The sequence below is a fragment of the Fructilactobacillus hinvesii genome (assembly GCF_024029435.1).
GTDB lineage: Bacteria > Bacillota > Bacilli > Lactobacillales > Lactobacillaceae > Fructilactobacillus > Fructilactobacillus hinvesii.
On sequence record NZ_CP097118.1, the window covers coordinates 1,127,939 to 1,147,784 of the forward strand.

At 38.5% G+C, this 19,846-nt stretch carries 24 protein-coding genes and 13 tRNA genes; 12 read left to right on the plus strand and 25 right to left on the minus strand.

The genetic code is table 11. The annotated features are described in order from the left end of the window. Positions 1 to 2: 2 nt before the first annotated feature. Positions 3 to 73 (minus strand) — tRNA-Gly (locus M3M39_RS05725). A gap of 91 nt (positions 74 to 164) precedes the next feature. Between M3M39_RS05725 and M3M39_RS05730 the strand changes: the two genes are divergently transcribed. Further along, on the plus strand, positions 165 to 500 hold the full coding sequence (locus M3M39_RS05730) for a DUF1516 family protein (RefSeq protein WP_252796911.1): 336 nt from the start codon (positions 165 to 167) through the stop codon (positions 498 to 500). 44 nt (positions 501 to 544) lie between these two features. On the opposite strand, the gene M3M39_RS05735 is transcribed toward M3M39_RS05730, so the two are convergent. The 4 genes from M3M39_RS05735 to M3M39_RS05750 form a co-directional block, all read right to left on the minus strand. Next, the gene (locus M3M39_RS05735) at positions 545 to 1,258 is read right to left on the minus strand and encodes an aspartate/glutamate racemase family protein (protein WP_252796912.1); all 714 of its coding nucleotides are present in this window, start codon (positions 1,256 to 1,258) and stop codon (positions 545 to 547) included. A 6-nt stretch (positions 1,259 to 1,264) separates the two neighbouring features. Next, positions 1,265 to 2,518 carry a carboxylate--amine ligase gene (locus M3M39_RS05740; RefSeq protein WP_252796913.1) on the minus strand — a complete coding sequence of 418 codons (1,254 nt, stop codon included), beginning with the start codon at positions 2,516 to 2,518 and terminating at the stop codon, positions 1,265 to 1,267. Between the two features lie 49 nt (positions 2,519 to 2,567). After that, positions 2,568 to 4,103 (minus strand): UDP-N-acetylmuramoyl-L-alanyl-D-glutamate--2,6-diaminopimelate ligase, encoded by a 1,536-nt coding sequence (locus M3M39_RS05745; protein WP_252796914.1) that lies wholly within the window; start codon positions 4,101 to 4,103, stop codon positions 2,568 to 2,570. 164 nt (positions 4,104 to 4,267) lie between these two features. After that, positions 4,268 to 4,765, minus strand: a complete 498-nt coding sequence (locus M3M39_RS05750; RefSeq protein WP_252796915.1) for a MarR family winged helix-turn-helix transcriptional regulator — start codon at positions 4,763 to 4,765, stop codon at positions 4,268 to 4,270. 201 nt (positions 4,766 to 4,966) lie between these two features. Here M3M39_RS05750 and M3M39_RS05755 point away from each other — a divergent pair. The 3 genes from M3M39_RS05755 (at position 4,967) to M3M39_RS05765 (ending at position 6,003) form a co-directional block, all read left to right on the plus strand. Further along, positions 4,967 to 5,051: transfer RNA gene (locus tag M3M39_RS05755), tRNA-Leu, on the plus strand. A 234-nt stretch (positions 5,052 to 5,285) separates the two neighbouring features. Beyond that, positions 5,286 to 5,666, plus strand: a complete 381-nt coding sequence (locus M3M39_RS05760; protein ID WP_252796916.1) for a CrcB family protein — start codon at positions 5,286 to 5,288, stop codon at positions 5,664 to 5,666. Position 5,667: 1 nt separating this feature from the next. Then, positions 5,668 to 6,003 (plus strand): fluoride efflux transporter FluC, encoded by a 336-nt coding sequence (locus tag M3M39_RS05765; RefSeq protein ID WP_252796917.1) that lies wholly within the window; start codon positions 5,668 to 5,670, stop codon positions 6,001 to 6,003. Positions 6,004 to 6,394: 391 nt separating this feature from the next. Here the strand turns inward: M3M39_RS05765 and M3M39_RS05770 are convergent, their stop codons facing one another. From M3M39_RS05770 to M3M39_RS05775, 3 genes are all read right to left on the minus strand, one after another. Further along, positions 6,395 to 6,565 carry a hypothetical protein gene (locus tag M3M39_RS05770; protein ID WP_252796918.1) on the minus strand — a complete coding sequence of 57 codons (171 nt, stop codon included), beginning with the start codon at positions 6,563 to 6,565 and terminating at the stop codon, positions 6,395 to 6,397. Positions 6,566 to 6,887: 322 nt separating this feature from the next. After that, positions 6,888 to 7,133 (minus strand): SH3 domain-containing protein, encoded by a 246-nt coding sequence (locus M3M39_RS07495; protein WP_420843010.1) that lies wholly within the window; start codon positions 7,131 to 7,133, stop codon positions 6,888 to 6,890. Positions 7,134 to 7,178: 45 nt separating this feature from the next. Continuing rightward, positions 7,179 to 7,319, minus strand: a complete 141-nt coding sequence (locus tag M3M39_RS05775; RefSeq protein ID WP_252796919.1) for a hypothetical protein — start codon at positions 7,317 to 7,319, stop codon at positions 7,179 to 7,181. A gap of 424 nt (positions 7,320 to 7,743) precedes the next feature. Between M3M39_RS05775 and M3M39_RS05780 the strand changes: the two genes are divergently transcribed. The 6 genes from M3M39_RS05780 to M3M39_RS05805 all read left to right on the plus strand — a co-directional run bounded on the left by M3M39_RS05780 (position 7,744) and on the right by M3M39_RS05805 (position 11,058). Beyond that, complete coding sequence (locus M3M39_RS05780) at positions 7,744 to 8,451, plus strand: hypothetical protein (RefSeq protein WP_252796920.1); 708 nt, start codon at positions 7,744 to 7,746, stop codon at positions 8,449 to 8,451. A gap of 391 nt (positions 8,452 to 8,842) precedes the next feature. After that, on the plus strand, positions 8,843 to 9,163 hold the full coding sequence (locus M3M39_RS05785) for a helix-turn-helix transcriptional regulator (RefSeq protein ID WP_252796921.1): 321 nt from the start codon (positions 8,843 to 8,845) through the stop codon (positions 9,161 to 9,163). A 13-nt stretch (positions 9,164 to 9,176) separates the two neighbouring features. After that, positions 9,177 to 9,566 (plus strand): hypothetical protein, encoded by a 390-nt coding sequence (locus M3M39_RS05790; protein ID WP_252796922.1) that lies wholly within the window; start codon positions 9,177 to 9,179, stop codon positions 9,564 to 9,566. Between the two features lie 50 nt (positions 9,567 to 9,616). After that, positions 9,617 to 10,036: a hypothetical protein gene (locus M3M39_RS05795; RefSeq protein WP_252796923.1), complete on the plus strand. Its 420-nt coding sequence runs from the start codon at positions 9,617 to 9,619 to the stop codon at positions 10,034 to 10,036. 250 nt (positions 10,037 to 10,286) lie between these two features. Further along, a complete protein-coding gene (locus M3M39_RS05800) occupies positions 10,287 to 10,724 on the plus strand; it encodes a hypothetical protein (RefSeq protein ID WP_252796924.1) in 438 nt (145 codons plus the stop codon). A gap of 112 nt (positions 10,725 to 10,836) precedes the next feature. Then, a complete protein-coding gene (locus tag M3M39_RS05805) occupies positions 10,837 to 11,058 on the plus strand; it encodes a hypothetical protein (protein WP_252796925.1) in 222 nt (73 codons plus the stop codon). Here the strand turns inward: M3M39_RS05805 and M3M39_RS05810 are convergent. Then, a complete protein-coding gene (locus M3M39_RS05810; RefSeq protein ID WP_252796926.1) occupies positions 11,045 to 11,758 on the minus strand; it encodes a hypothetical protein in 714 nt (237 codons plus the stop codon). The genes M3M39_RS05805 and M3M39_RS05810 overlap by 14 nt on opposite strands. 118 nt (positions 11,759 to 11,876) lie before the next feature. On the opposite strand from M3M39_RS05810, the gene M3M39_RS05815 reads away from it, so the two are divergent. Next, positions 11,877 to 12,917: a site-specific integrase gene (locus M3M39_RS05815; RefSeq protein ID WP_252796927.1), complete on the plus strand. Its 1,041-nt coding sequence runs from the start codon at positions 11,877 to 11,879 to the stop codon at positions 12,915 to 12,917. Positions 12,918 to 13,049: 132 nt separating this feature from the next. Here M3M39_RS05815 and M3M39_RS05820 read toward each other — a convergent pair. The 11 genes from M3M39_RS05820 to M3M39_RS05870 form a co-directional block, all read right to left on the minus strand. Then, positions 13,050 to 13,134 (minus strand) — tRNA-Leu (locus tag M3M39_RS05820). Positions 13,135 to 13,153: 19 nt separating this feature from the next. Continuing rightward, positions 13,154 to 13,224 (minus strand) — tRNA-Cys (locus tag M3M39_RS05825). A gap of 55 nt (positions 13,225 to 13,279) precedes the next feature. Continuing rightward, positions 13,280 to 13,352, minus strand: a tRNA-His gene (locus M3M39_RS05830). A gap of 14 nt (positions 13,353 to 13,366) precedes the next feature. Then, positions 13,367 to 13,437: transfer RNA gene (locus M3M39_RS05835), tRNA-Trp, on the minus strand. 3 nt (positions 13,438 to 13,440) lie between these two features. After that, positions 13,441 to 13,526: transfer RNA gene (locus tag M3M39_RS05840), tRNA-Tyr, on the minus strand. A 5-nt stretch (positions 13,527 to 13,531) separates the two neighbouring features. Next, positions 13,532 to 13,604, minus strand: a tRNA-Phe gene (locus M3M39_RS05845). A 58-nt stretch (positions 13,605 to 13,662) separates the two neighbouring features. Continuing rightward, positions 13,663 to 13,738: transfer RNA gene (locus M3M39_RS05850), tRNA-Asp, on the minus strand. 5 nt (positions 13,739 to 13,743) lie between these two features. Next, positions 13,744 to 13,816 (minus strand) — tRNA-Val (locus M3M39_RS05855). Positions 13,817 to 13,824: 8 nt separating this feature from the next. Next, a tRNA-Glu gene (locus M3M39_RS05860) sits at positions 13,825 to 13,896 on the minus strand. An 11-nt stretch (positions 13,897 to 13,907) separates the two neighbouring features. Next, positions 13,908 to 13,998: transfer RNA gene (locus M3M39_RS05865), tRNA-Ser, on the minus strand. A 6-nt stretch (positions 13,999 to 14,004) separates the two neighbouring features. After that, positions 14,005 to 14,077, minus strand: a tRNA-Asn gene (locus tag M3M39_RS05870). A gap of 238 nt (positions 14,078 to 14,315) precedes the next feature. Here M3M39_RS05870 and M3M39_RS05875 point away from each other — a divergent pair. Beyond that, positions 14,316 to 14,957, plus strand: a complete 642-nt coding sequence (locus M3M39_RS05875) for a VTT domain-containing protein (RefSeq protein ID WP_252796928.1) — start codon at positions 14,316 to 14,318, stop codon at positions 14,955 to 14,957. A gap of 22 nt (positions 14,958 to 14,979) precedes the next feature. Here M3M39_RS05875 and M3M39_RS05880 read toward each other — a convergent pair whose 3' ends face one another. The 5 genes from M3M39_RS05880 to M3M39_RS05900 form a co-directional block, all read right to left on the minus strand. Continuing rightward, positions 14,980 to 15,675: a TIGR01906 family membrane protein gene (locus M3M39_RS05880; RefSeq protein WP_338028468.1), complete on the minus strand. Its 696-nt coding sequence runs from the start codon at positions 15,673 to 15,675 to the stop codon at positions 14,980 to 14,982. Further along, on the minus strand, positions 15,608 to 16,387 hold the full coding sequence (locus M3M39_RS05885) for a TIGR01457 family HAD-type hydrolase (protein ID WP_252796929.1): 780 nt from the start codon (positions 16,385 to 16,387) through the stop codon (positions 15,608 to 15,610). Before M3M39_RS05885 ends, M3M39_RS05880 begins: the two co-directional genes overlap by 68 nt. 2 nt (positions 16,388 to 16,389) lie before the next feature. Then, on the minus strand, positions 16,390 to 16,932 hold the full coding sequence (locus M3M39_RS05890) for a YutD family protein (protein WP_252796930.1): 543 nt from the start codon (positions 16,930 to 16,932) through the stop codon (positions 16,390 to 16,392). Then, the gene (locus M3M39_RS05895) at positions 16,913 to 18,316 is read right to left on the minus strand and encodes a bifunctional metallophosphatase/5'-nucleotidase (RefSeq protein ID WP_252796931.1); all 1,404 of its coding nucleotides are present in this window, start codon (positions 18,314 to 18,316) and stop codon (positions 16,913 to 16,915) included. Before M3M39_RS05895 ends, M3M39_RS05890 begins: the two co-directional genes overlap by 20 nt. 117 nt (positions 18,317 to 18,433) lie before the next feature. Next, positions 18,434 to 19,774, minus strand: coding sequence for an amino acid permease (locus M3M39_RS05900; protein ID WP_252797987.1), 1,341 nt, complete (start codon positions 19,772 to 19,774; stop codon positions 18,434 to 18,436). Positions 19,775 to 19,846: the final 72 nt, after the last annotated feature.

Below are 19,846 nucleotides of genomic sequence, written 5' to 3' on the forward strand. Positions count from 1 at the left end.
AAAGCGGGTGACGGGAATCGAACCCGCGACGCAAGCTTGGGAAGCTTGAATTTTACCACTAAACTACACCCGCAATACAAATAAAATTATAACACGTCCCGTCCTCAATGTCATTCCCAATCTTTAGGTATGATAAAATTAAATCATCTTGGAGGTTTAATTCAATGTTAATTTTAGTCATTTTAGGGGCCTGGCTGCTTCTACTTGGATCCACTAGTTGTGGAATTTTGCTGCATCAAGATAAGCAGGTAGTCAAGGCCTTAATTATCAGTCGTGGTTTGTACATCATGATCTTAATTTTAGAAGTAGTGTTAGTTCTACAACATTTTAATCAACATCCTTGGCTAGCACTTGCAAACTTTTTGGTCACCATCGTCGCCGTTTCTTTAATTGACATCACCTTTCAACGTAAGTTTTTGGGGATGTTGTCTCATACAATTGCACTGGCCACCATCATTAGTATCATTGTGGCCATATTCTTAGTGCTCCCCTTAAGTTAAAAGCGTTCCAATCAGATGATTGGAACGCTTTTTATCAGAAACTATTATTGTTTACGTGCCGCTAAAGCCAAGCGAATTGATTCATCGACCAGTTCTCCTTGCGCATCAATCACCGGAAAATTAGCGTGACCGGCCCGCTCCTCTGCAACTGAAATTTCGGTACATCCCAAAATCACCACATCGCAGTGTAAATCTTCCACCATTTGTTGCAAAATATGATGGTATAAATCGGCATCAACCCAGTTTTGTGCCTTTACGTCGTCATAAATCAACGTCATGGTCTCTTTGGCAATGGTCGGAGTCGGCATTACAAATTGATAGCCAGCTGCTTGAATTGCCACTTCATAGATTCGATCTTTTAAAGTCCCCTCCGTAGCGATTAATCCCACTCGCTTTGCCTGGGGAAATTTTTTAGCAATGGCGGCAATTGCCAAATTGGGCATGTGCAGGATGGGAATATCAGTCAATGCCTGTAGTTGATCATAAAAGTAATGAGCAGTATTACAAGGTAACGCAAAAAATTGCGGACCTAACTGACTTTGTTGTCGCACATCTTCTGCCAAGGGCACTAAGGGACTTTGATGATGGTCAGGATCCACGATGTAGTCCGTTCGATCCGGAACCGTAGCGTGGTTAACCAAAATATAGTTTAAATAGTCCTGATCCTTATGGGTTGGGGTCCGTTCGTTCAGCAAATGGATGTAGGATTCCGTTGCTTCCGTCCCCATTCCCCCTAAAATTGTAAAAAATTTCTGCATTGTTTATCATCCTTTTTCTAAATGGAAGTACTGCGCAAACTTTTGCGCATACCGATGATCCATCCATTTCCACAGTAACCAGCGCATCGGGTTTTCATCTTTTTTGTACCAAAAGGTATTGCCAACCTTCCCCTGGTGGATTAATTGCATAGCCAGCTCTTTTTCGTGGTTATCACGTGCATACTGTGCAAAGGTCTTTTCAGAAACCCCTAACCATAGTTTCCACGTTTTTTGCTCTTTGTTTCCAAGAAGCAGTGGCTGATCCTTTAAACTATCTTCTACATAATCTTCAATTAGGTATTGAGCTAGATTACAGCCGTTCAGAGTTACGTAAAAACTACTCCGTCCCTGCCGTAAATTAATTTCAAAAACTTTAAACGTCTGATCACGTTCGTCCCACTTTAAGTCAAAGTCGGCATAGCCAACGTAATCGATTTGTTCTAAAAATTGTTTTAACTGCTGGTAAATGTCATCGTTATACTCTGGCAAGATGGCAACGTAATTCCCGATGGCCCCTGGAGCCGGATCTTCTAACAGTGGATGTCCTAAATTCATCATCTTAACGTGATGGTAACGATCAACGTAAGCGTTAACCACTCTCATCTGACTATCATCACCAGGAATAAAATCTTGCACAATTACATCTGACGTATAACCGTTATCATAAATCTTCCCAATCACGGACCGGTATTCAGCTTCATCACGAATAATAAAGGCTTTTTTCCGTCCCTCAAACTGGATATCAACCCATTCCACGCTATTGGCAGGTTTGACTGCCACTGGATAACCAAATGGTTGGTCAATTTTTTGGTGTTGGTAATCTGCCTTAGAAATAATTTTGGTCCCTGGATATGGTAATGAGTATTTTTCACACAGCTGATAAAAGTTTTCTTTATTGTTCAACTGCTTTAATAGTTGGTAATCAACGTATGGACAGATAAACACATCGTTCAGCTCATCCTTGTGCTTCGCAATCAGTTCGGCATAGCCATCACTACAACCAATTAAAATCACCGGTTCAGAATGATTTGCATACTCCTCCTTTAACTGGCGCATTGCTTTAATCCAAGCCGGATCTTCACTAAAACCGGGGATAAACGTTAGATCAACAATCTTTGAGAACCGCGTTGGTGCTAATTGCTGCTGCGCAATTGCACGGACTGGTTTGCCAGTTAATTCGTAAAAAGAGCGTGCCATTCCGTAAACGTTAAAATCACTTCCCAATAAAATTGGGGTAAATTTTGGAACTACATTTTTCATTTTGGGCCTTCTTTACTTAGATTGATACGGACTAAAATTGTTAGTTTACTTACTGGAGTTGCTTTAAAAACTGTTTTACCACCACTGAATCCGTCGGATAAGGGGTATCAATTCCCTGAATCTTTTGATAGGGATCTTGTCCCTTCCCTAGAACCACGATTATATCACTAGGAGCACCTAGTTGAATTGCTTTTTGAATCGCTTTTTTTCGATCTAGTTCATAGTAGACCTGCACTCGATCGTGATCAATGTAACTATCAATTTCTCGCGCAATCGCAAGCGGATCTTCAAACGCTGGATCATCAGTCGTTAAAATGGCAACGTCCGCTTCCTCACTCAGGGCTTTTCCAAATCCTTCCCGCCGATCGATTCCTTTGTTACCTGGACTTCCAACGACGGCAATTGTTTTTCCGTCAGGAGATTGGGTCTTCAAAAACTGGAGCAGCGCTTTGGTACTGGCATAATTATGGGCATAGTCTACATAGATTGTACCGTGAGCTTGGCTTTGGTAGCGTTCCATCCGTCCCGGAATTTGAGTGGTGGCGAGACCCGTTAGCAGCTGTTCCCGTTTGAAGCCCGCTAATCCAGCGTTAATGATCGCAGCAACTGCGTTAGTTTCGTTATAGTCACCCGGAATCCCAATTTGATATTTCCCTTCCAATTGCAATTTCTGTGCCTTGGTTGTTAGAGCCCGGAGATAAATTTCATTATCGGTTAAGGTGTCTGCTTCACTATCAAAGGTAAAGTCCAACTGCATTGGTAATTCGGTCTGGGTTCCGTTTCTAGCGTACAAATAAATATTTTCTGGATTGGTAGTGGCCTTGGCAGCAAAATAAACGTCTTGTAACTGATCTGTAGCCGCGTTAATGACCACTTTCCGTGAATTTACCAGTAACTGTTCCTTGCAGTGCAGATAATTGGCAAGGGTCGGATGTTCATTTTCACCAACATGATCGGGAGAAATATTTAAAAAAGTTCCATGTTCGAAGTGTAAATTAAACACACGATTCTTTAGATATGCTTGGGAAGAAACCTCCATCACTAAAAATTTCATTCCGTTATTGACGGCTTGGCGCATGTTTCTAAATAAGTCCAGCGATTCTGGCGTGGTTAGCTCTGATTTAAACGTCGCTGCTGGATCAGGCCCCAAAATAGTATTAACCGTCGAAAACAAAGCCGTTTGATTGTTAGTAGCAGCATTAATTGCTTCACGAAGAAAATAAGCCGTTGTAGTTTTTCCCTTGGTCCCAGTAATGGCAAAAGTAGTCAGTTCATTCTGGGGAAAATTAAAGAAAGCAGCAGAAAGGAGAGCCATTGCTTTTTGCACATCGCTAACAATAAATTCCGATAAATTGGAACTAGCTGATTGGGGCTTCTCAGCGACAAATCCAGTTGCTCCTTTTTGTTCAGCAGCAATCAGATAGTCCGGTTTAAAGTTTCCCTTACAAAAGAAGAGCGTGCCTGTTTCAACCGTTCGAGAATCATAACTAACCGAGTTAAACGTATCCGTTTTTTCGGTGGCATTAGTTGTTTTTAATAGATGGTGTTCTTGTAATAAATTTATAATCTCTGCAACGCTCAACATCGCTTTACTTACCCCATTTTATTTTAGTCTTAATTCATCATTAAAAAGGCGTCCCTAGTTCAGGCACTAAACCCTTTTAATTCTAGCAAAAAAAGACTTGAGATACAAAAAAGGGAAAGAAGCCAAAAGAGCTCCTTTCCTTGGGTTTTAATGTGATTGAGTAATTATGAATTAAATTGTTTGATATCCAACGTATCTAATTTCTTAGAAATACTGTAAAGACCTTCCATCGATTCTTGAACGTCGTCTTTATCAAGACCAAGTGCTTCAAAGGCTTTCGCCACATGATTCCGAATTTTGTCCTTCATTTCTTCTGCATAGGAAGTAAGAGCAACATTAACTACTCGTTCGTCTTCTGTAGAACGCGTTTTGGTAATCCATCCCTTTTTACCCAACCGCTTTAACAATGGGGTTAGTGTCCCACTGTCAAGATCAATACTTTGCCCTAGTTGATGAACAGTAATTGGAGAATATTCCCATAAAACAATCATTACCAAATACTGCGGATATGTAAGGTCAAAGCTCTTCAATACCTCTTGGTAAAAATGATTGAATTTCTTATTGGTGCTATAAATAGCAAAACATAGTTGACTTTTTATGTTATCCAAATCTTCATTCGATAGGTAAACGTTTTGATTTCCTTTTTCGCTGTTTACTGCCATTGTAATCCCTTTTCTTTCTAAATTTTCTATTACTCCTTAAATAAGCAACATATTAAATCCAATTTAAAAATTCGAACATCACCACTCCATGTCATTTTAAAAGACTGCAATAATTTCTTCCTATCTTACTACATATTCCCCCAAAAAAGAAGTGAAATTGATTGTTTATTTTTAGCATTTGATATGATAGAATTAGTTCATGCCCTGGTGGCGGAACTGGCAGACGCGCAGCGTTCAGGTCGCTGTTTGATTTTATCAAGTGCGAGTTCGAATCTCGCCCAGGGCACTAATACAAGGAATCGATGCATTGTGCATTGGTTCCTTTTTAGATTGTTAACTATTATTCTTACAGTTTGGAGGAACTATGAAATCTAACCATCACAAAAACACTCCCCTACTCATTGAATCTCTCCTAGTTGGTAGTTTAGGCATCTGTTTACAGGCTGTAGCTTTAACCGGGCTCACCTATTGGTCTTTAACCACCAGCCAGTCTAACTCAACCAGAAAGAAGGCCTAAATTGTGGAAACTATTTTAGTTTTGCTTGGTGGAATTGTCGGTGGTGGTCTTCGAATCGGTCTAACTGATTTTCTCCCAACCGTTACATTTCCGTATGTAACGTTACTAATTAACTTAAGCGGAGCTTTATTACTTCCTTTCTGGAATAATTACTGGGCTATCAAAACCCATTGTACACCCAAGCTACGTAAAGCTGTTGGTGTGGGCTTAATTGGTTCCTTTACTACTTTTTCTGGAATTACTCTGGATGTCGGTCATTTATTGCTCCACCATGCCCTTAGTTTATTAGTGCTTTATCTTCTCATCACCATGGTCGGAGGCTTGATTTTAGCTATTTTAGGAGATCAATGGTCTAATGCTTTACGAGAAAAGGAGGGAATTTAACGTGTTTCTTACTCTTGTACTCGGAAGCGGTTTGGGAGCAGTTGGTCGTTCTACAATTACCAACCTCTTGAAAAAGAAAGAATTGGGTATTCTGGCCACCCTATTGGTTAATCTCGGTGGTTGTTTCATTGCCGGAATGCTACTTGGTGCTAACTCCACCAGCTGGCTTGCTGCCCTGTTTCTCGGCTTTATCGGTGGTTTTACAACCTACTCAACATTTAATGGAGAGTTAGCATCATTTTACTTTCAAAGAAAGTACCTCTCCTTAGCTGGGTACCTTCTAATTAGTTACGGAGGCGGATTATTAGCTTGCTACGTCGGCTATTTACTCGGATAATTCCTACTTAATTTAAAAAAGGATTTAATCATGAAAAAATCACTTTGATGTGATTTCTTGATCGTGATTAAATCCTTTTTTTTGGCCAAATTTACTCACTTATTGAAGATTTTCCCGTGCAATGATGCACCAATTTTAGTAAATTTTCCTGACACAAATCAAACTTTTGTCACTAACATCTAGTTAGCAACGCTTATCTTTTTCCAAAAAAATAAGCGCCACCTTTATAATTAAAGAAGTCGCTTATTTTAAATTTAATGCCGAGAGCGGGCATTTTTAATGCCTTTATAATAGGAAGAAAACAGTTTTTGTACACATTACGTACACAATAATTTCAAAGAAAAAAGCCGCCAATTACTTGGTGGCTTTTACATATATATTACATAGCGTTTTAAGAATGAAACTCTAAATTATCAATAAGCTTATCATTTGGATTCATTTTAATAAATCTTCCTCTAAATAGGCTAACAGATTTACCACTATACCATTTACCATCTTTTTGGTAAATAGTAATAAATGTACTTCCCTGCTTTAATTTATCAACGACTTCTTGTCTTGACATCGTTCTACCTGGTCCTATTTTGTGTCTCCTTTATCAATTTTATAGGTGATTTTTACGATGTTTCCGTCGTAATTTTCTGTGGCTTCACTAATTAAATAATCGGCCCACTTGTTCATATATCTCTCTTTTCTGCTATATGAAAATAGCAATAAAATATGGTTATCTATAAGTATTTAACAAAGAAAGAATATTACCTATTGATATCAAAATCAAGGAACATTAACGCAAAAAAGACCCACCACCATTTAAGGTGATGGGTCCCTTATATTTTCATATACACAAAGAGTAAGGCTGTGTATATTTTTCAATATTATCATAATCTTTAATATAAAAGATAGTAGAACGTTCCCCCAGCAGCTTGGCCTGTAACACGTACTGTGCAATAAAGCCGTTGGCCGTTGTAGCCAGTGTAAACAATCCAAGTGTATACATCATCTACCACGTAAACGTAGTAGTGGATAGACATACCAGCTGGCATATAACCTGTAACTGGGGCTTCCACTTTAGAATTACTGTGGACTGCAATTTGCTCATCACCATTCTTGAACCAGCCATCTTCAACGGTTATCTGGCCTCGAGCCTGCTGGCTTGACTGTGATGGTTGTGGAGATGTCTATGATGACAGCATTGATTGGTTAGCACTAACACCGTTCGCTAAGTCTCCGGTTGGACAATCAGGTTGTAAGGTATAAAGCTTTTTCAACGTCTTAGCATCAATACTACCAAGATAAGAACACAGCTCATCTTGGTTCATTGCAGCTGGCCACTGCTTAACCGAATAATTTGCCTCTACATTATGCAGAATGTCTAAAATCTTATTTGTGATGATTTACTCAATCATTAAAATCATCCTTTCTTTGCTAAATTACCTTTCACATCCATGTAATTATGGTTAGCAATAATTAACTAGGCTACGAGCAACTTCACGTGCTTCAATTTCATTTAAGTTCTGACGACGGAAAAGGTTAATGCATTGATTACGGTATAAACGGATGTCATCCGCCGGAGCAGATGCATCCTTGATAACATAGTCTTTTCACTTTTTTTACCTCAATAAAATTCCAAGAATAATTGATAAAAGCAAAATTATAAAAATCAGATAAATATAAGTTGATTTAATCGAAAATCCTTTCAAAAAAAACGTCTGATATAATTACTTCAAAGGAGGTAATTATAAATTGCAACAAGGTATAATTTTGTTAATCCATAATAATGTGATAATAATCAATGAATTGTTCGCTTGGATATTAAATCAGTTATCAACTCAATGGATTGCAATTATCACTGCAATTGCTGGCTTTTTAGTTTGGAAAAGTGATCACTCTAAACTAATTGTGGAAACAGATACAGATAAAGTAGCGCATTCTGTAGCAGGTATTCTTTTGGATGATGGACGATCGCTTATTAATCAAGAACATAGTATGCAACATTTAGTGGTGTGGATGATAAATCCCTCAGCAAATGATATAAGTTTTTTTGACTTGCGAGTTGTCTTAGACACTGGTGAAGCTGACTACTACACGCCTATCAAATTTAGTAATGCGAATGATTTAAAAAATGTAAGTGCTGAAGGACTAATTCCTATTAAAGGTGGTTCAGTGTCCAACGGATTAATCGCTGTATCATTACCAAAGGCCAACTATGGAACTGTACCAGCTCATGGTTTTGTTCAAATCGACTTAGTATTTCATGCTGATAAGATAAGCGAGAATAATATGGTTGTGATAAAACTTGCGCAGTCACACAATTTGTGGAGTCGTTTACGGCATTCACGAATGACGCCGCGCTGGTTACGTCCAAAGATGGGCTACACTTTTTCTGAGACAAAAGAAGTTGCTTTATCATTTCAGGTGAAAGAACTTGAAAAATTGAATCGCCTAAATTAGTTTCTTTTCTATATTTCATTGCATCTTCATATAAAATATTCTTTTTTATCTATGATTCACACATACTTAAATTGACAATAGATATAATGGAGAAAAAATTAATCATCGTCTTCAATAGGGTCCCCAGTAACAACATCAAACTTATTTCGATTCATCCGTTCCTTCATGATAGTTGAAATAGTATGAAAGTCTTTTTCATTTTCCGGGAGTTTAAATTCTACATGAACCTCCGTCTAATCACCTTGATAGGTTACTTCTCTAATTGCATCCAATGTCTTTTTCAAGTTGTCACGAGAATCAACTCGAACTCTAAACTCTAGTTTCATTTACATCGCCCTTCTTTCACTGTAAGTGATAGTATTATTTAGTCATAACACTAGGAGTGTGAATTATGGCTAATTTAAATAAAATAAGTGAATTAAGAAAAATCAAAAACATGAGTCAAACTGATTTGGCAAAAGCAATACATGTTGCACCTAGTACCGTTGGCATGTGGGAAACAGGCAGACGATCAATAAAGGATGATGATTTAATTGCTTTGGCAAACTACTTTGGAGTAACAGTTGATTACATTCTTGAGCGTCCGGTAGATTTAGGTGACACCACGGTAGCTGCTCATATGCTAGATGGCCTAACGGATGAACAAAAACAAGAAATTAACGAATATATTGAATTCAAGAAGGCTCAGTACAAACGCAAACATGATAAATAAGTAGGTGTTAAGCATGACAGACATCGAAGAGCTAATGGCAAAACATCCGGAACTAAAATTTTCATTTGAAACAATGCCAAATGGATTATGCGGGATAAATGTAGGTAACGAAATAATCATTAACAAGAATTTAAACTGCCAAGAGCAATTGCAGTGGCTTTACGAAGAACTAGAACACCATCGTTTATCGGTTGGGGATATTTCTGACTATCAATCTGGCAACAATTCGCATCAAGAGTACATTGCCCGTAAATCTGCAATGCAAAAATGCGTTCCCAAAAGTTCTTTAACTAAAGTTTTAAAGATTAAACCCGAGAATGATTTTGAAGTTGCAGATGAACTCGGTATATCTATTGATTATCTACATGAAGTGGCTAAAATTTATGGATTTCATTTCAAATAGCAACGACCAAACGCTGATCGTCGTTAAAAGCTGAAACTGGAGGTATTTTCATGGGAATTGTTATCGTACTTATTTTTGGAATATTGGCTGCTGTTTTTATTTGGAGTGTGCTTAGAAAGAACCGAATAGAAGCAGAAGAAGCTGGCCACTCAAAAGACGAAGCCAAAATTATAAAGAAGCATCTAAGCGACGATGGCGCTAAACATATTCAAAATGTTTATGTAGATTTTAAGGACCAAAATATATACAGAAAAGAGCTTTTAACCCCTTTTGAAAAGGTCCCATTTAGTGACGTTATTAGTTACCAAATTGTCAGTGATGCTGATACTAAACACAAACATCATGGTATTACGAGGGCTATTGTTGGAAGCGCCTTAGCCGGTGGCGTCGGAGCAGTCGTTGGTGCTATAACCGGTGGAAAAGATATTACTAAATTCAATAAATTGGCCATTTTAATCAATATCAGCTAAGGACGTCAATGGGAAATCAAATTCATCACTCAACCCACCAAAGCAGATTCGTTTGTTGCCAAAACCTCTGTTAATGAATGCAACAAATTACGTGGTTGTTTAGACGAAATCACACAAGGAAATCAACAATAAATTCATCGCCCTACTCGGTAGCTTTGTCGGTTCGACTCCGGCTTGGGGCTTTGGGTATTTTTCCCAAAATAAAAAAAAATCCGCTGTTAACGGATGCTTTTGAAAGAAAGTAAATGTTATGAATAATTTTTGGATGGTTTTAGCGTCATCTAGTGGTCCAATACTTACCGCTATAAATGTCGCTTGGTCTATACATTTAGGGCATAAGAATAATGTAGATAAACAAAATAAAGAAGAAAGATCGCAGGCTGAAAAAGTATCAGCGTGGATATCTATTAATGAAATATTTATAAGAAACGACAGTAACCTACCAATTTACGATGTTAAGACGTACTTAAAAAATCCTAAGAACAATCGTAATCCATATGTAATTATGTATGATAAAAAACCTGCCAATTTCGATGTATTCCCTCCAGGCCAACAATGCGGTCGTTTGTTTAACAAAGAAAGTATCATTAACAAACCTGTACGCATAGATTTTAAAGATACAAGAGGATTGAAATGGACAAGAAACTTTGATGGATTACTCAAAAAACAAGATAAATTAGAAATATAACCCTATTCGGTATTTTGGCCGGTTCGACTCCGGCCTGGGGCTTTGGGTATTTTTGCCCAAAATAAAAAAGCATCCGTTGGGGGACGGATGCTTGGAAAGGAAACGTAAAAATATGTCTAAATCTGAAAATGATAAAAAGAAGAACAATAGTAACGGGAATTATGAAATAGCTCATAAATCTTTGTTCATTGCTTCAAAATCACAATTTGATCAAGATGGTTCAGAAGAACTTGCTAAAGAATTAGATAAAGTTCTAGCAAGTTTAGATGATATGCATACTAGCCATAATGATAGTGATAAAAAAAGAAAAAATGATAATCCTAGTGAGAACTAAGATAAAAACTAAAATATATTAACTTTTGATCAGTATCAACATATATTTTATTTTCATTAGGATCGCTTTCCAAAAATTCTGAAGCCTTTTCAAAAGCTTTGTCAGATTTTGCTATAAGTTCTATGTTTTCTATGAACTTGTCCGGATACTTATTCTTTTTTAAAGGTTTAAGAATAAATTGATTTTTAAATTCTAATGATGGGTTTAAGCTATAAACAAAACCACAAGTAATGTATTTATGATCAAAGTCAAAAATAAAAACAAATATATTTTTCGTATCAAAAGCTTGTTCTGATGGATATTTATTTACTATATCAGCTAAATTATTTTGATTTCTCTTTTTATTATATTTTTCATATAAATGTTTTTGTACAATAGGAACAATATAAGGACTTGCACAATAAATTAAAGTTAATGATATAACAATGCCGATTATTAGTTTATTTTCATTTAAAAATACAAAGAGAATATTATTTGATTTAATGCATCTAAGTGCAATATTTATACAGTTATATATAAATTGAAAGACTAGAAAATCAATAAATGAAAGAAATATATAACTCTTATTCCTTTCATCTTTTCTTGAGTTAACTGAGAATACACCTCTATTAACTAAAATATTGTAATTAATAAATCCCAATGTACCAGAAATTAACAATGTTGATAAAAATTTAATTAGGTAGCTTGATTCAGCTTGCATAAAATCCCCCAAAATAATATAAATACTCGCTCAAGTATACCATATAGATAAAAAGTTCATTCCCAGAACTTTTTATTTTAATCAAAAATGCAAACATACGTTCTATAAGGGGCAACCCATGGCAGATATAAGAAAACGTGGTAAAGCTTGGCAAGCCAGAATCGACTACTACGACGATAATGGTAAACGCCACTTTAAATCAAAGACCGGGTTTAAGTCTAAACATGAAGCCCAAGTCTTTATTAGCCAGATGATTGTTGATAAAAGCTCCGGACAGTTTATTCCAGACGTTCAACCCCTCTTCTACGACTACTTCTGGCGATGGTTTAAAACCTACAAAGAAAAGACCATCACCGATCGAACTAAACAACAATATGTTCACACACTCAACGTATTAAAAAAATACCTACCATCTACCCTACTCAGCGATATGAACCGGGAAAAGTATCAGAAGTTCCTGGACGAGTATGGATCTAATCATGCTAAAGAAACGATTTCCAAAATCAATGCGCTCGTTCATGCATGTGTAAAAGATGCAATCTATGACGGGGACCTTAAAAAAGATTTTGTGCAGCGAACCCACCTTGTTTATGACAAAGACAAAACGTGGAAAGTAGACTACTTGAACGGTGCGGAAATGAAACAGCTGACAAGTCATCTAATTAACACTAGGAACCATCATTACGCGTCTAAATACATGATTTTGTTAGCCATTTATACTGGTATGCGTCTCGGAGAAATCCAAGGGCTCAAATGGTCTGACATCAACATGGACTTCAAAACCATTAGCATTAAGCGTTCCTGGAACTCACTAACAAAAGAATACATTCCAGTAAAAACAGAAAGCTCCAAGCGGATTATCCGAGTTAGCGCTGATGTCTTAAACATTATCAGTGAATTAAAAGCTAACCATACCGAAGCAGTATTTACTAATCAGTTTGGAACAATCCCTACTTCTAATGCTGTCAATAAAACGCTCAAAGAAAGCCTTAGAAAGCTTGGAATTAAAAAGCAAGGATTCCACTTCCATTCGCTACGACACACGCACGTGGCTTATCTGCTAGCAAATAACGTAGATATTTACGTTATCAGTAAAAGATTAGGTCACTCAGATATTGGAATAACTAAAGATACAAAAAAAGACGCCAGCGTTAACTGAAGTCTTATAAGCTGTACACAATCTGTACACATTTTAATCCGTTTTATTCCTTTTAGTTCCCTTTTCTTTTTTAAAGAATACCGTTAAATCAACGTTTGGAGGACTAAATACAAGGAATAAAAATGCTAAGAATGCCGAGAGCGGGGGTCGAACCCGCACGATCGCAATGATCACTGGATTTTGAGTCCAGCGCGTCTGCCAATTCCGCCATCTCGGCAAAAGATTGATTGAGCCAAAGGCGGTAGTCGGATTTGAACCGACGATGAAGGTTTTGCAGACCTCTGCCTTACCACTTGGCTATACCGCCAGAAAAACATTTACGTTTAAATGCCCTCTTCTTGCAGATGCAAGACAATCAAAAGGGCGGTAGGTGGGAATCGAACCCACGCGTGTCGGTACCACAAACCGATGTGTTAACCACTTCACCACTACCGCCATAACATCATAAACAGGGATAGCAGGAATCGAACCCGCATCAGCGGTTTTGGAGACCGACATACTACCGTTGTACTATATCCCTATATGGTGGAGGGGAGTGGATTCGAACCACCGAACCCGAAGGAGCGGATTTACAGTCCGCCGCGTTTAGCCAGACTTCGCTACCCCTCCATAAATGGCGCGGGACAGAATCGAACTGCCGACACACGGAGCTTCAATCCGTTGCTCTACCAACTGAGCTACCGAGCCAAACCATTTATGACATTGTTAATAACGCTATTCAATTATGGTTGCATTACTGCAACTACGGTTCGTACGAGACTCGAACTCGTGATCTCCTGCGTGACAGGCAGGCGTCTTAAACCGGACTGGACCAACGAACCAAAAGTGGAAGATACAGGGCTCGAACCTGTGACCCTCTGCTTGTAAGGCAGACGCTCTCCCAACTGAGCTAATCTTCCAAAATGAGTGACCCGCACGGGATTCGAACCCATGTTACTGCCGTGAAAGGGCAGTGTCTTAACCACTTGACCAGCGGGTCATTACTAGATACGGAGAGTGAGGGATTCGAACCCTCGAAACAGGCTTTTACCCGTTTACATCATTTCCAATGATGCTCCTTCGGCCTCTCGGACAACTCTCCATAATACTCCGACAGGCGGGCTCGAACCGTCGACAACCTGATTAACAGTCAGGTGCTCTACCAACTGAGCTATGTCGGAATAATCATTTTAAGCTCACAAGACAACTTCAATATAATATCATGAAATTGTCTAAGTTGTCAATCACTTTTTTGTCTGAAGTAATCAAACAACTCGCTCTCAACAACATAAGTTATCTTATCAAGAATGGAGTCACCCGTCAACACCTTTTTTATATTAAAATATCCTTAATTCTGCTTTTTCCCCGTTGTTATTTGCTAAAATAAGGGAAAGACAAATTTTAGAATGGAGTTTACGCATGAATTTAATCATCGACTTTTTTTTACATATCGATAAACATTTAGTTTATTTAGTTAATATCTTTGGTAATTGGACGTATTTAATTCTGTTCCTCATTATCTTTGTGGAGACTGGAGCCGTAATTTTACCGTTTCTACCGGGAGACTCCCTTCTCTTTGCCGCTGCTGCTCTAGCTGCTAATCCTCAATACGGATTACACATTTGGATTTTTGTATTTTCTTTCCTACTAGCATCAATCTTAGGAGATTCACTCAACTTCATGATTGGGCGCAAGGTCGGAATGAAAATTACTAAGAATCGCTTTTTAGGTCGTTTCATTAAAGAAAAGGATCTAGAACGCGCCCGATCTTTCTTTGATAAGTATGGAGCAATTGCAATTTTCATTGCCCGTTTCATTCCGATTGTACGGACTTTTGCTCCCTTTGTGGCTGCTAGTAGTGACTACAGTTACCAAAAATTCATTAAATATAACCTAGCCGCTTGCTTTGCCTGGGTAATTCTTTGCTGTGGTGGTGGCTACTTCTTTGGAAACATTCCCTTCGTTCAAGAGCACTTCTCCGTAGTTGTCATTTCCATTATCGGAATTTCCTTAATTCCAGCGGTAATTGGAATGCTTAAGGAACGCTATTCAACTAAATAAACTAAAAAGACGAGTTCTTAGTTCAAGAACTCGTCTTTTTTAGTTGATAATAACCTACTAGCCGTAGACTTAATAGTCCCCCTAAAAATGTCACCACGACTAATGCAAACGCCGCTCCAAAGTACTGATCTGGCAAAACGTTAATAATTGGATCAATTTGGGGATTAAAAATCCACGTTTGTCTTTGAAATATCAGGCGATGAAAATAAATAAAACAGTCCTGAAAGTCGAGTAACAAAAAAAAGCTAATGACCCCAATTACAATCATTGTAACGTCTAAGAGGCTTTCTAAGCGCCAAATTTGCCGATAAATTTTTTGCTTAAAGCAAGCCCAAGCCAGCCAACTACTCAACAGTAAAAAAACTAGTTCAATTTTTTCAACTAACTGCTTCACATCATAAAAATGAGATTGAGCTGCTGGAGACAACCGATAGAAGTGCAGATTCATTTGATTTTTCCAGGGAAATTGGATGTAAGTAACCATTTGGTGAAAGTTATCCATTAAAACCCTCGTTGACACATGAAATTGCTGATTTAAATGTAAACCAAGCACACACAGATGGTACAAACAGCCTGAATTAATTCCAACAATGATGGCAAACCCGAAAAACCAACTGAGTAATAAACAGTACCCCATCATTAGTCGCCAATCAAATTTTCCAATCATCGAAACTCTCGATTTCATGTGTTGGTTGGATGTCTTCTTGATGAACTTCATCCGGATGTGAAACACCTGTGTATACCAATAAAGTGTCAATTCCCGCCTTGATCCCAGCTTTAATGTCTGTTTGGTAGTTATCCCCCACCATCACTACTTGATCAGTTGAAAGCTGTAACAACTTAATCGCATTTTTAATAATCAGGTCATTGGGTTTCCCAATTAAAATCGGATCAACCTGGGTAGCATAGCGAAGCAAATCAATAATTGAACCCGCCCCCGGCAGCTTCCCTCGTTCGGTGGGAATTAACGTATCTGCATTAGTCCCAATAAAACGGGCCCCATTTTGAATTGCTAAGGCCGCCTGAGCCACTTTTTCATAGGTTAAATCATAATCTAAAGCAGCAACAACATACGCCGGTTGGGAAGAGAATACGTCAAATCCAGCTAAACTAATCAAACTTTTTAAGTCTGGTTCTCCAATGACGTTGGCAGTTAGAGGAAGCTTTCGTTTGTGAGCGTCATCCTTCATGTATTCCGCAGTCGCCATTCCCGCGGTATAAACATTACTTTCTTGTACATGAATATCATGGTTAACCGCTAAATTAGCAACCACTTCGGCCGGTTTTTTCGTAGTATTATTAGTCACAAATAAAAAGGGAATCTCATGTGCTTGCAGTCGGGCAATAAACCGACGGGCCGCAGGAATTTGAATTTTTCCTTGGTAGACGGTTCCGTCTAAATCAATTAGGTAACCTCGATAGTTTGCCATCATTAATCCTCACTTCTCTGGCGAATGGTAAATTGACGTTTCCGCCGGTGTTTTCCAGGTTGAAAGGATTTTGCCGGCCGATTTTGATTACGAGAACGATTCGTAGTTCGTTTCCTCTTACCATGCTTCTCTTTAAGTCGCGAACTAATTTGGTAATTATTAGTCCGTGGTCCCACTGATTTAACTACCGGATCCAAATTTTTAATAATAAAGTAATTAGTCCCCAAATTAGCTACTTCGAGTAAATAATCCTGAATGGTTCGGTAGCGTAATTCCTCACTGACGTTGCGATCGTCTCGATAAAATCCAGCCAGCCGTAACTGTCCATAACCCCAGTCACCGACGATGTAATCATAATGGGTGAAAATTCCGTTAAAACGATTACTAAATTCCCCGAGGTCAAAGGCATCACGAACGTTAGTTTCAATTACGTATAGATGTCCATTAATATTAAGCGTTGTTTCATCCACACGTTGAATTTCAGCGTAAGGGGTCCGCTCTTCCTTGCGCTGTTCAATTAAATCTTCAATTTGACTGTGATCCATGCTGTCCTCCTTGAATTGGGTAGTGACGTTTCAGATAAGCGGCCAAAACATCCTTGAGAGTTTTATCAAAATAAATGGTATTCTCTCCCACCACATCGATAGTTGGGAAAAAGGGAATGAATTGATAATGATCTAACAAACCAATTTCATACTGCTGCTGTGGGTCAACTAGTTCATCATGCCACATTAATTGATTTTGCTCGTTAAAATGGACTTCTAGGGCCTCTAAGCGACCAAATTGACTTCCCCGAAAGCCCATCCCCTTTTGCGGAAAAGCAATTAAAAAGTTCCGATTTTTGCGCATTTCCATCATTAACCGCCATAAATCATATCCCCAGAGTTTAGTTTTCATGACATGAATGTTGTGTGGTAAAATCCGTTGAATTTGTTCCATATTAACAACGCCCGCCGGAAGATCATGTAAAAAGAGCCCCGTATTCAAAACAGCGGCCTTAACTCCAATACTCTCTGCAACGGCACGTAATCCCAATTGCACTAACGGATTATCATCGACAAAAGAGGTCTTAAAAGAATGCGGCAACTGCGCCACTTGTTGTTTCGCTAGTAAATTCCGCCCTGTTTCCCGCCACTGGCGCACTTGGACTTGATCCAGAGAATCAGCAACTAACGGAGCAGTGGGAATCACCCGAGCAGCTCGCTTTTGCACCTGGTGATTTTCCACTGTAAAGGTAATTTCTCCCACATAATGACCCCATTTTTCGGCTGCGGTCAGAAGCGTTTGCTTTCGTAATTCTCCTTGTACCAGTAAATGATGGGTATGGCCACCAATCACAATGGAAATTTCTGGAAATTGATCGGCAATTTGGCGGTCTTGATTAATTCCCAGGTGAGATAACAAAATTAAAACATCATATTGCCCCTGCCATTGTTCCAAACATTTGGTAATGGTGGGAAAAACAGGCTTGGGAATCCATCCCATAAAGCGAAAAGTTGGATATGGAAAGGTTAATCCCATAAACCGAATTCGGGTGCCATCGGCAAGCTGATAGTCTACAAACGGATAAGTCCACCGTGGTGCTTTCCCGGTTTTAGCATCTAAAACATTGTCCAAAACAATGGGGAAATTAGCGTGATCATACAAATGACTGAGTTCTTCATGTGAGGTAGTTAAAGCCTCATTATTACCAATTGTCGCCACATGATAATGAATCTGATTTAAAAGTTTGATGTTAGCTTGTCCACCAGTGGCATCTGTTAACGGTTCAAACCGATCAATTGCATCACCATCATCAACCCGAAACACGGTATACCCTTGTTTTTCCAATTCCACGGTTCTCGTTTTCATCAGTTGGATAATTTGGGGGAAATTTTCAAAATGAGAATGTAAATCATTCGTGTGTAAAATTGCAACTTTTGTTTTCACGTTTTAACCTCTAATCGTCAAACTTCAATCTATTCACATTCTAACATTGATTTCTAATTCTTTTGTAACTAAAAATCCACTTCGTTTCAAACGAAACAAAGCGGATTTAATTAAGAGTTAGCTAGTCGTTCTGGTTCGATAAAAATCAAAAAGATACATCCCCACGAGCCAAACTACCGATCCAATTAACGCAATCAGAGTTTGCGTCTGGAAGAGCAAGATAATGGCTACAAAAATCATAAAGAAAATTGTAAAGAAATTAGCGTATGGGAAAAACGGCATTTTAAACGTCAGCTGGCTAGTTTCAGCTGGAGTTAATTGTTGCCGATATTGATAATGAGCCACCACAATTAACGACCAAATGAACAAGAAACAAGTCGTGGCCACACTAGAAATAAAATCAAAAACCCCACTTGGAACAATGATATCTAAGATGACAGATAACCCAATCATAACCGTGGAAAAGAAAATGGCATTCGTAGGTAAACCGCGGTGAGAAAGTTTCCCAAGATGCTGACCCAGTCGATTTCCTGATTTTTGGGTTAATGAGTAAAGCATTCGTCCTGTGGTAAAAATAGCACTATTACAGGAAGAAGCAGCCGCCGTTAGTACCACAAAGTTAATGATGGCAGCGGCTGGTCGAATCCCTAATCCTTGAAAGACCTGGACAAATGGACTTGAAGACGGAGAAATGTATTGCCAAGGGAAAATACACATCAACGCTAATAATGACCCTACGTAAAAGAGAATAATTCGAACCGGGACGTCATTAATACACTTTGGAATGATGGTCTGGGGATCTTTCGTTTCAGACGCCGTCATTCCAATCATTTCAATTCCCACAAAACTAAATACCACCATTTGAAACGATAAAAAGAAGCCAGTTAAGCCATGCGGGAAGAAGTTGCCATTCGTAAGATTAGTCACGCTAGCATAGCCAACGGGTGTTTTATAATGAATTGCTACTAAAACAACTCCAGTTAAAATTAGTAACAAAATGGCAACCACTTTAATAATTGCAAACCAGAATTCAGTTTCTCCAAACGCTGACACCGTAATTGAATTCATTAAGAAGAGAATTACTAATAAAAATAGTCCCGTTACCCAGATTGGTAATTTCGGATACCAAAACTGCATGTATAAACCAGCAGCAGTAACCTCAGCCATGGCAATCGTAATCCAGCAGACTAAATACGTCCACCCGGCAACAAATCCCGTTTTGGGTCCTAAATACTGCTCAATAAAATCAATAAAGGAAACACTTTTCGTATTAGAAAGTAATAACTCACCGAGTGCCCGCATTAAGAAAAAGCACGCAATCCCAGCAATTAAATAAGCTAAAAGCAGTGAGGGTCCCGCCAAGTGAATTGATTTACCAGCACCAAGGAACAGCCCCGTCCCAATGGTTCCTCCAAGGGCAATTAACTGTACATGTCGACTTTTTAATCCCCGGTTCATCTCAGGGGCTGCTTGGTTATCTTTACTCACGACTGACATCCTTTCATCTAGTGAAAATCTTAATTAACTCGA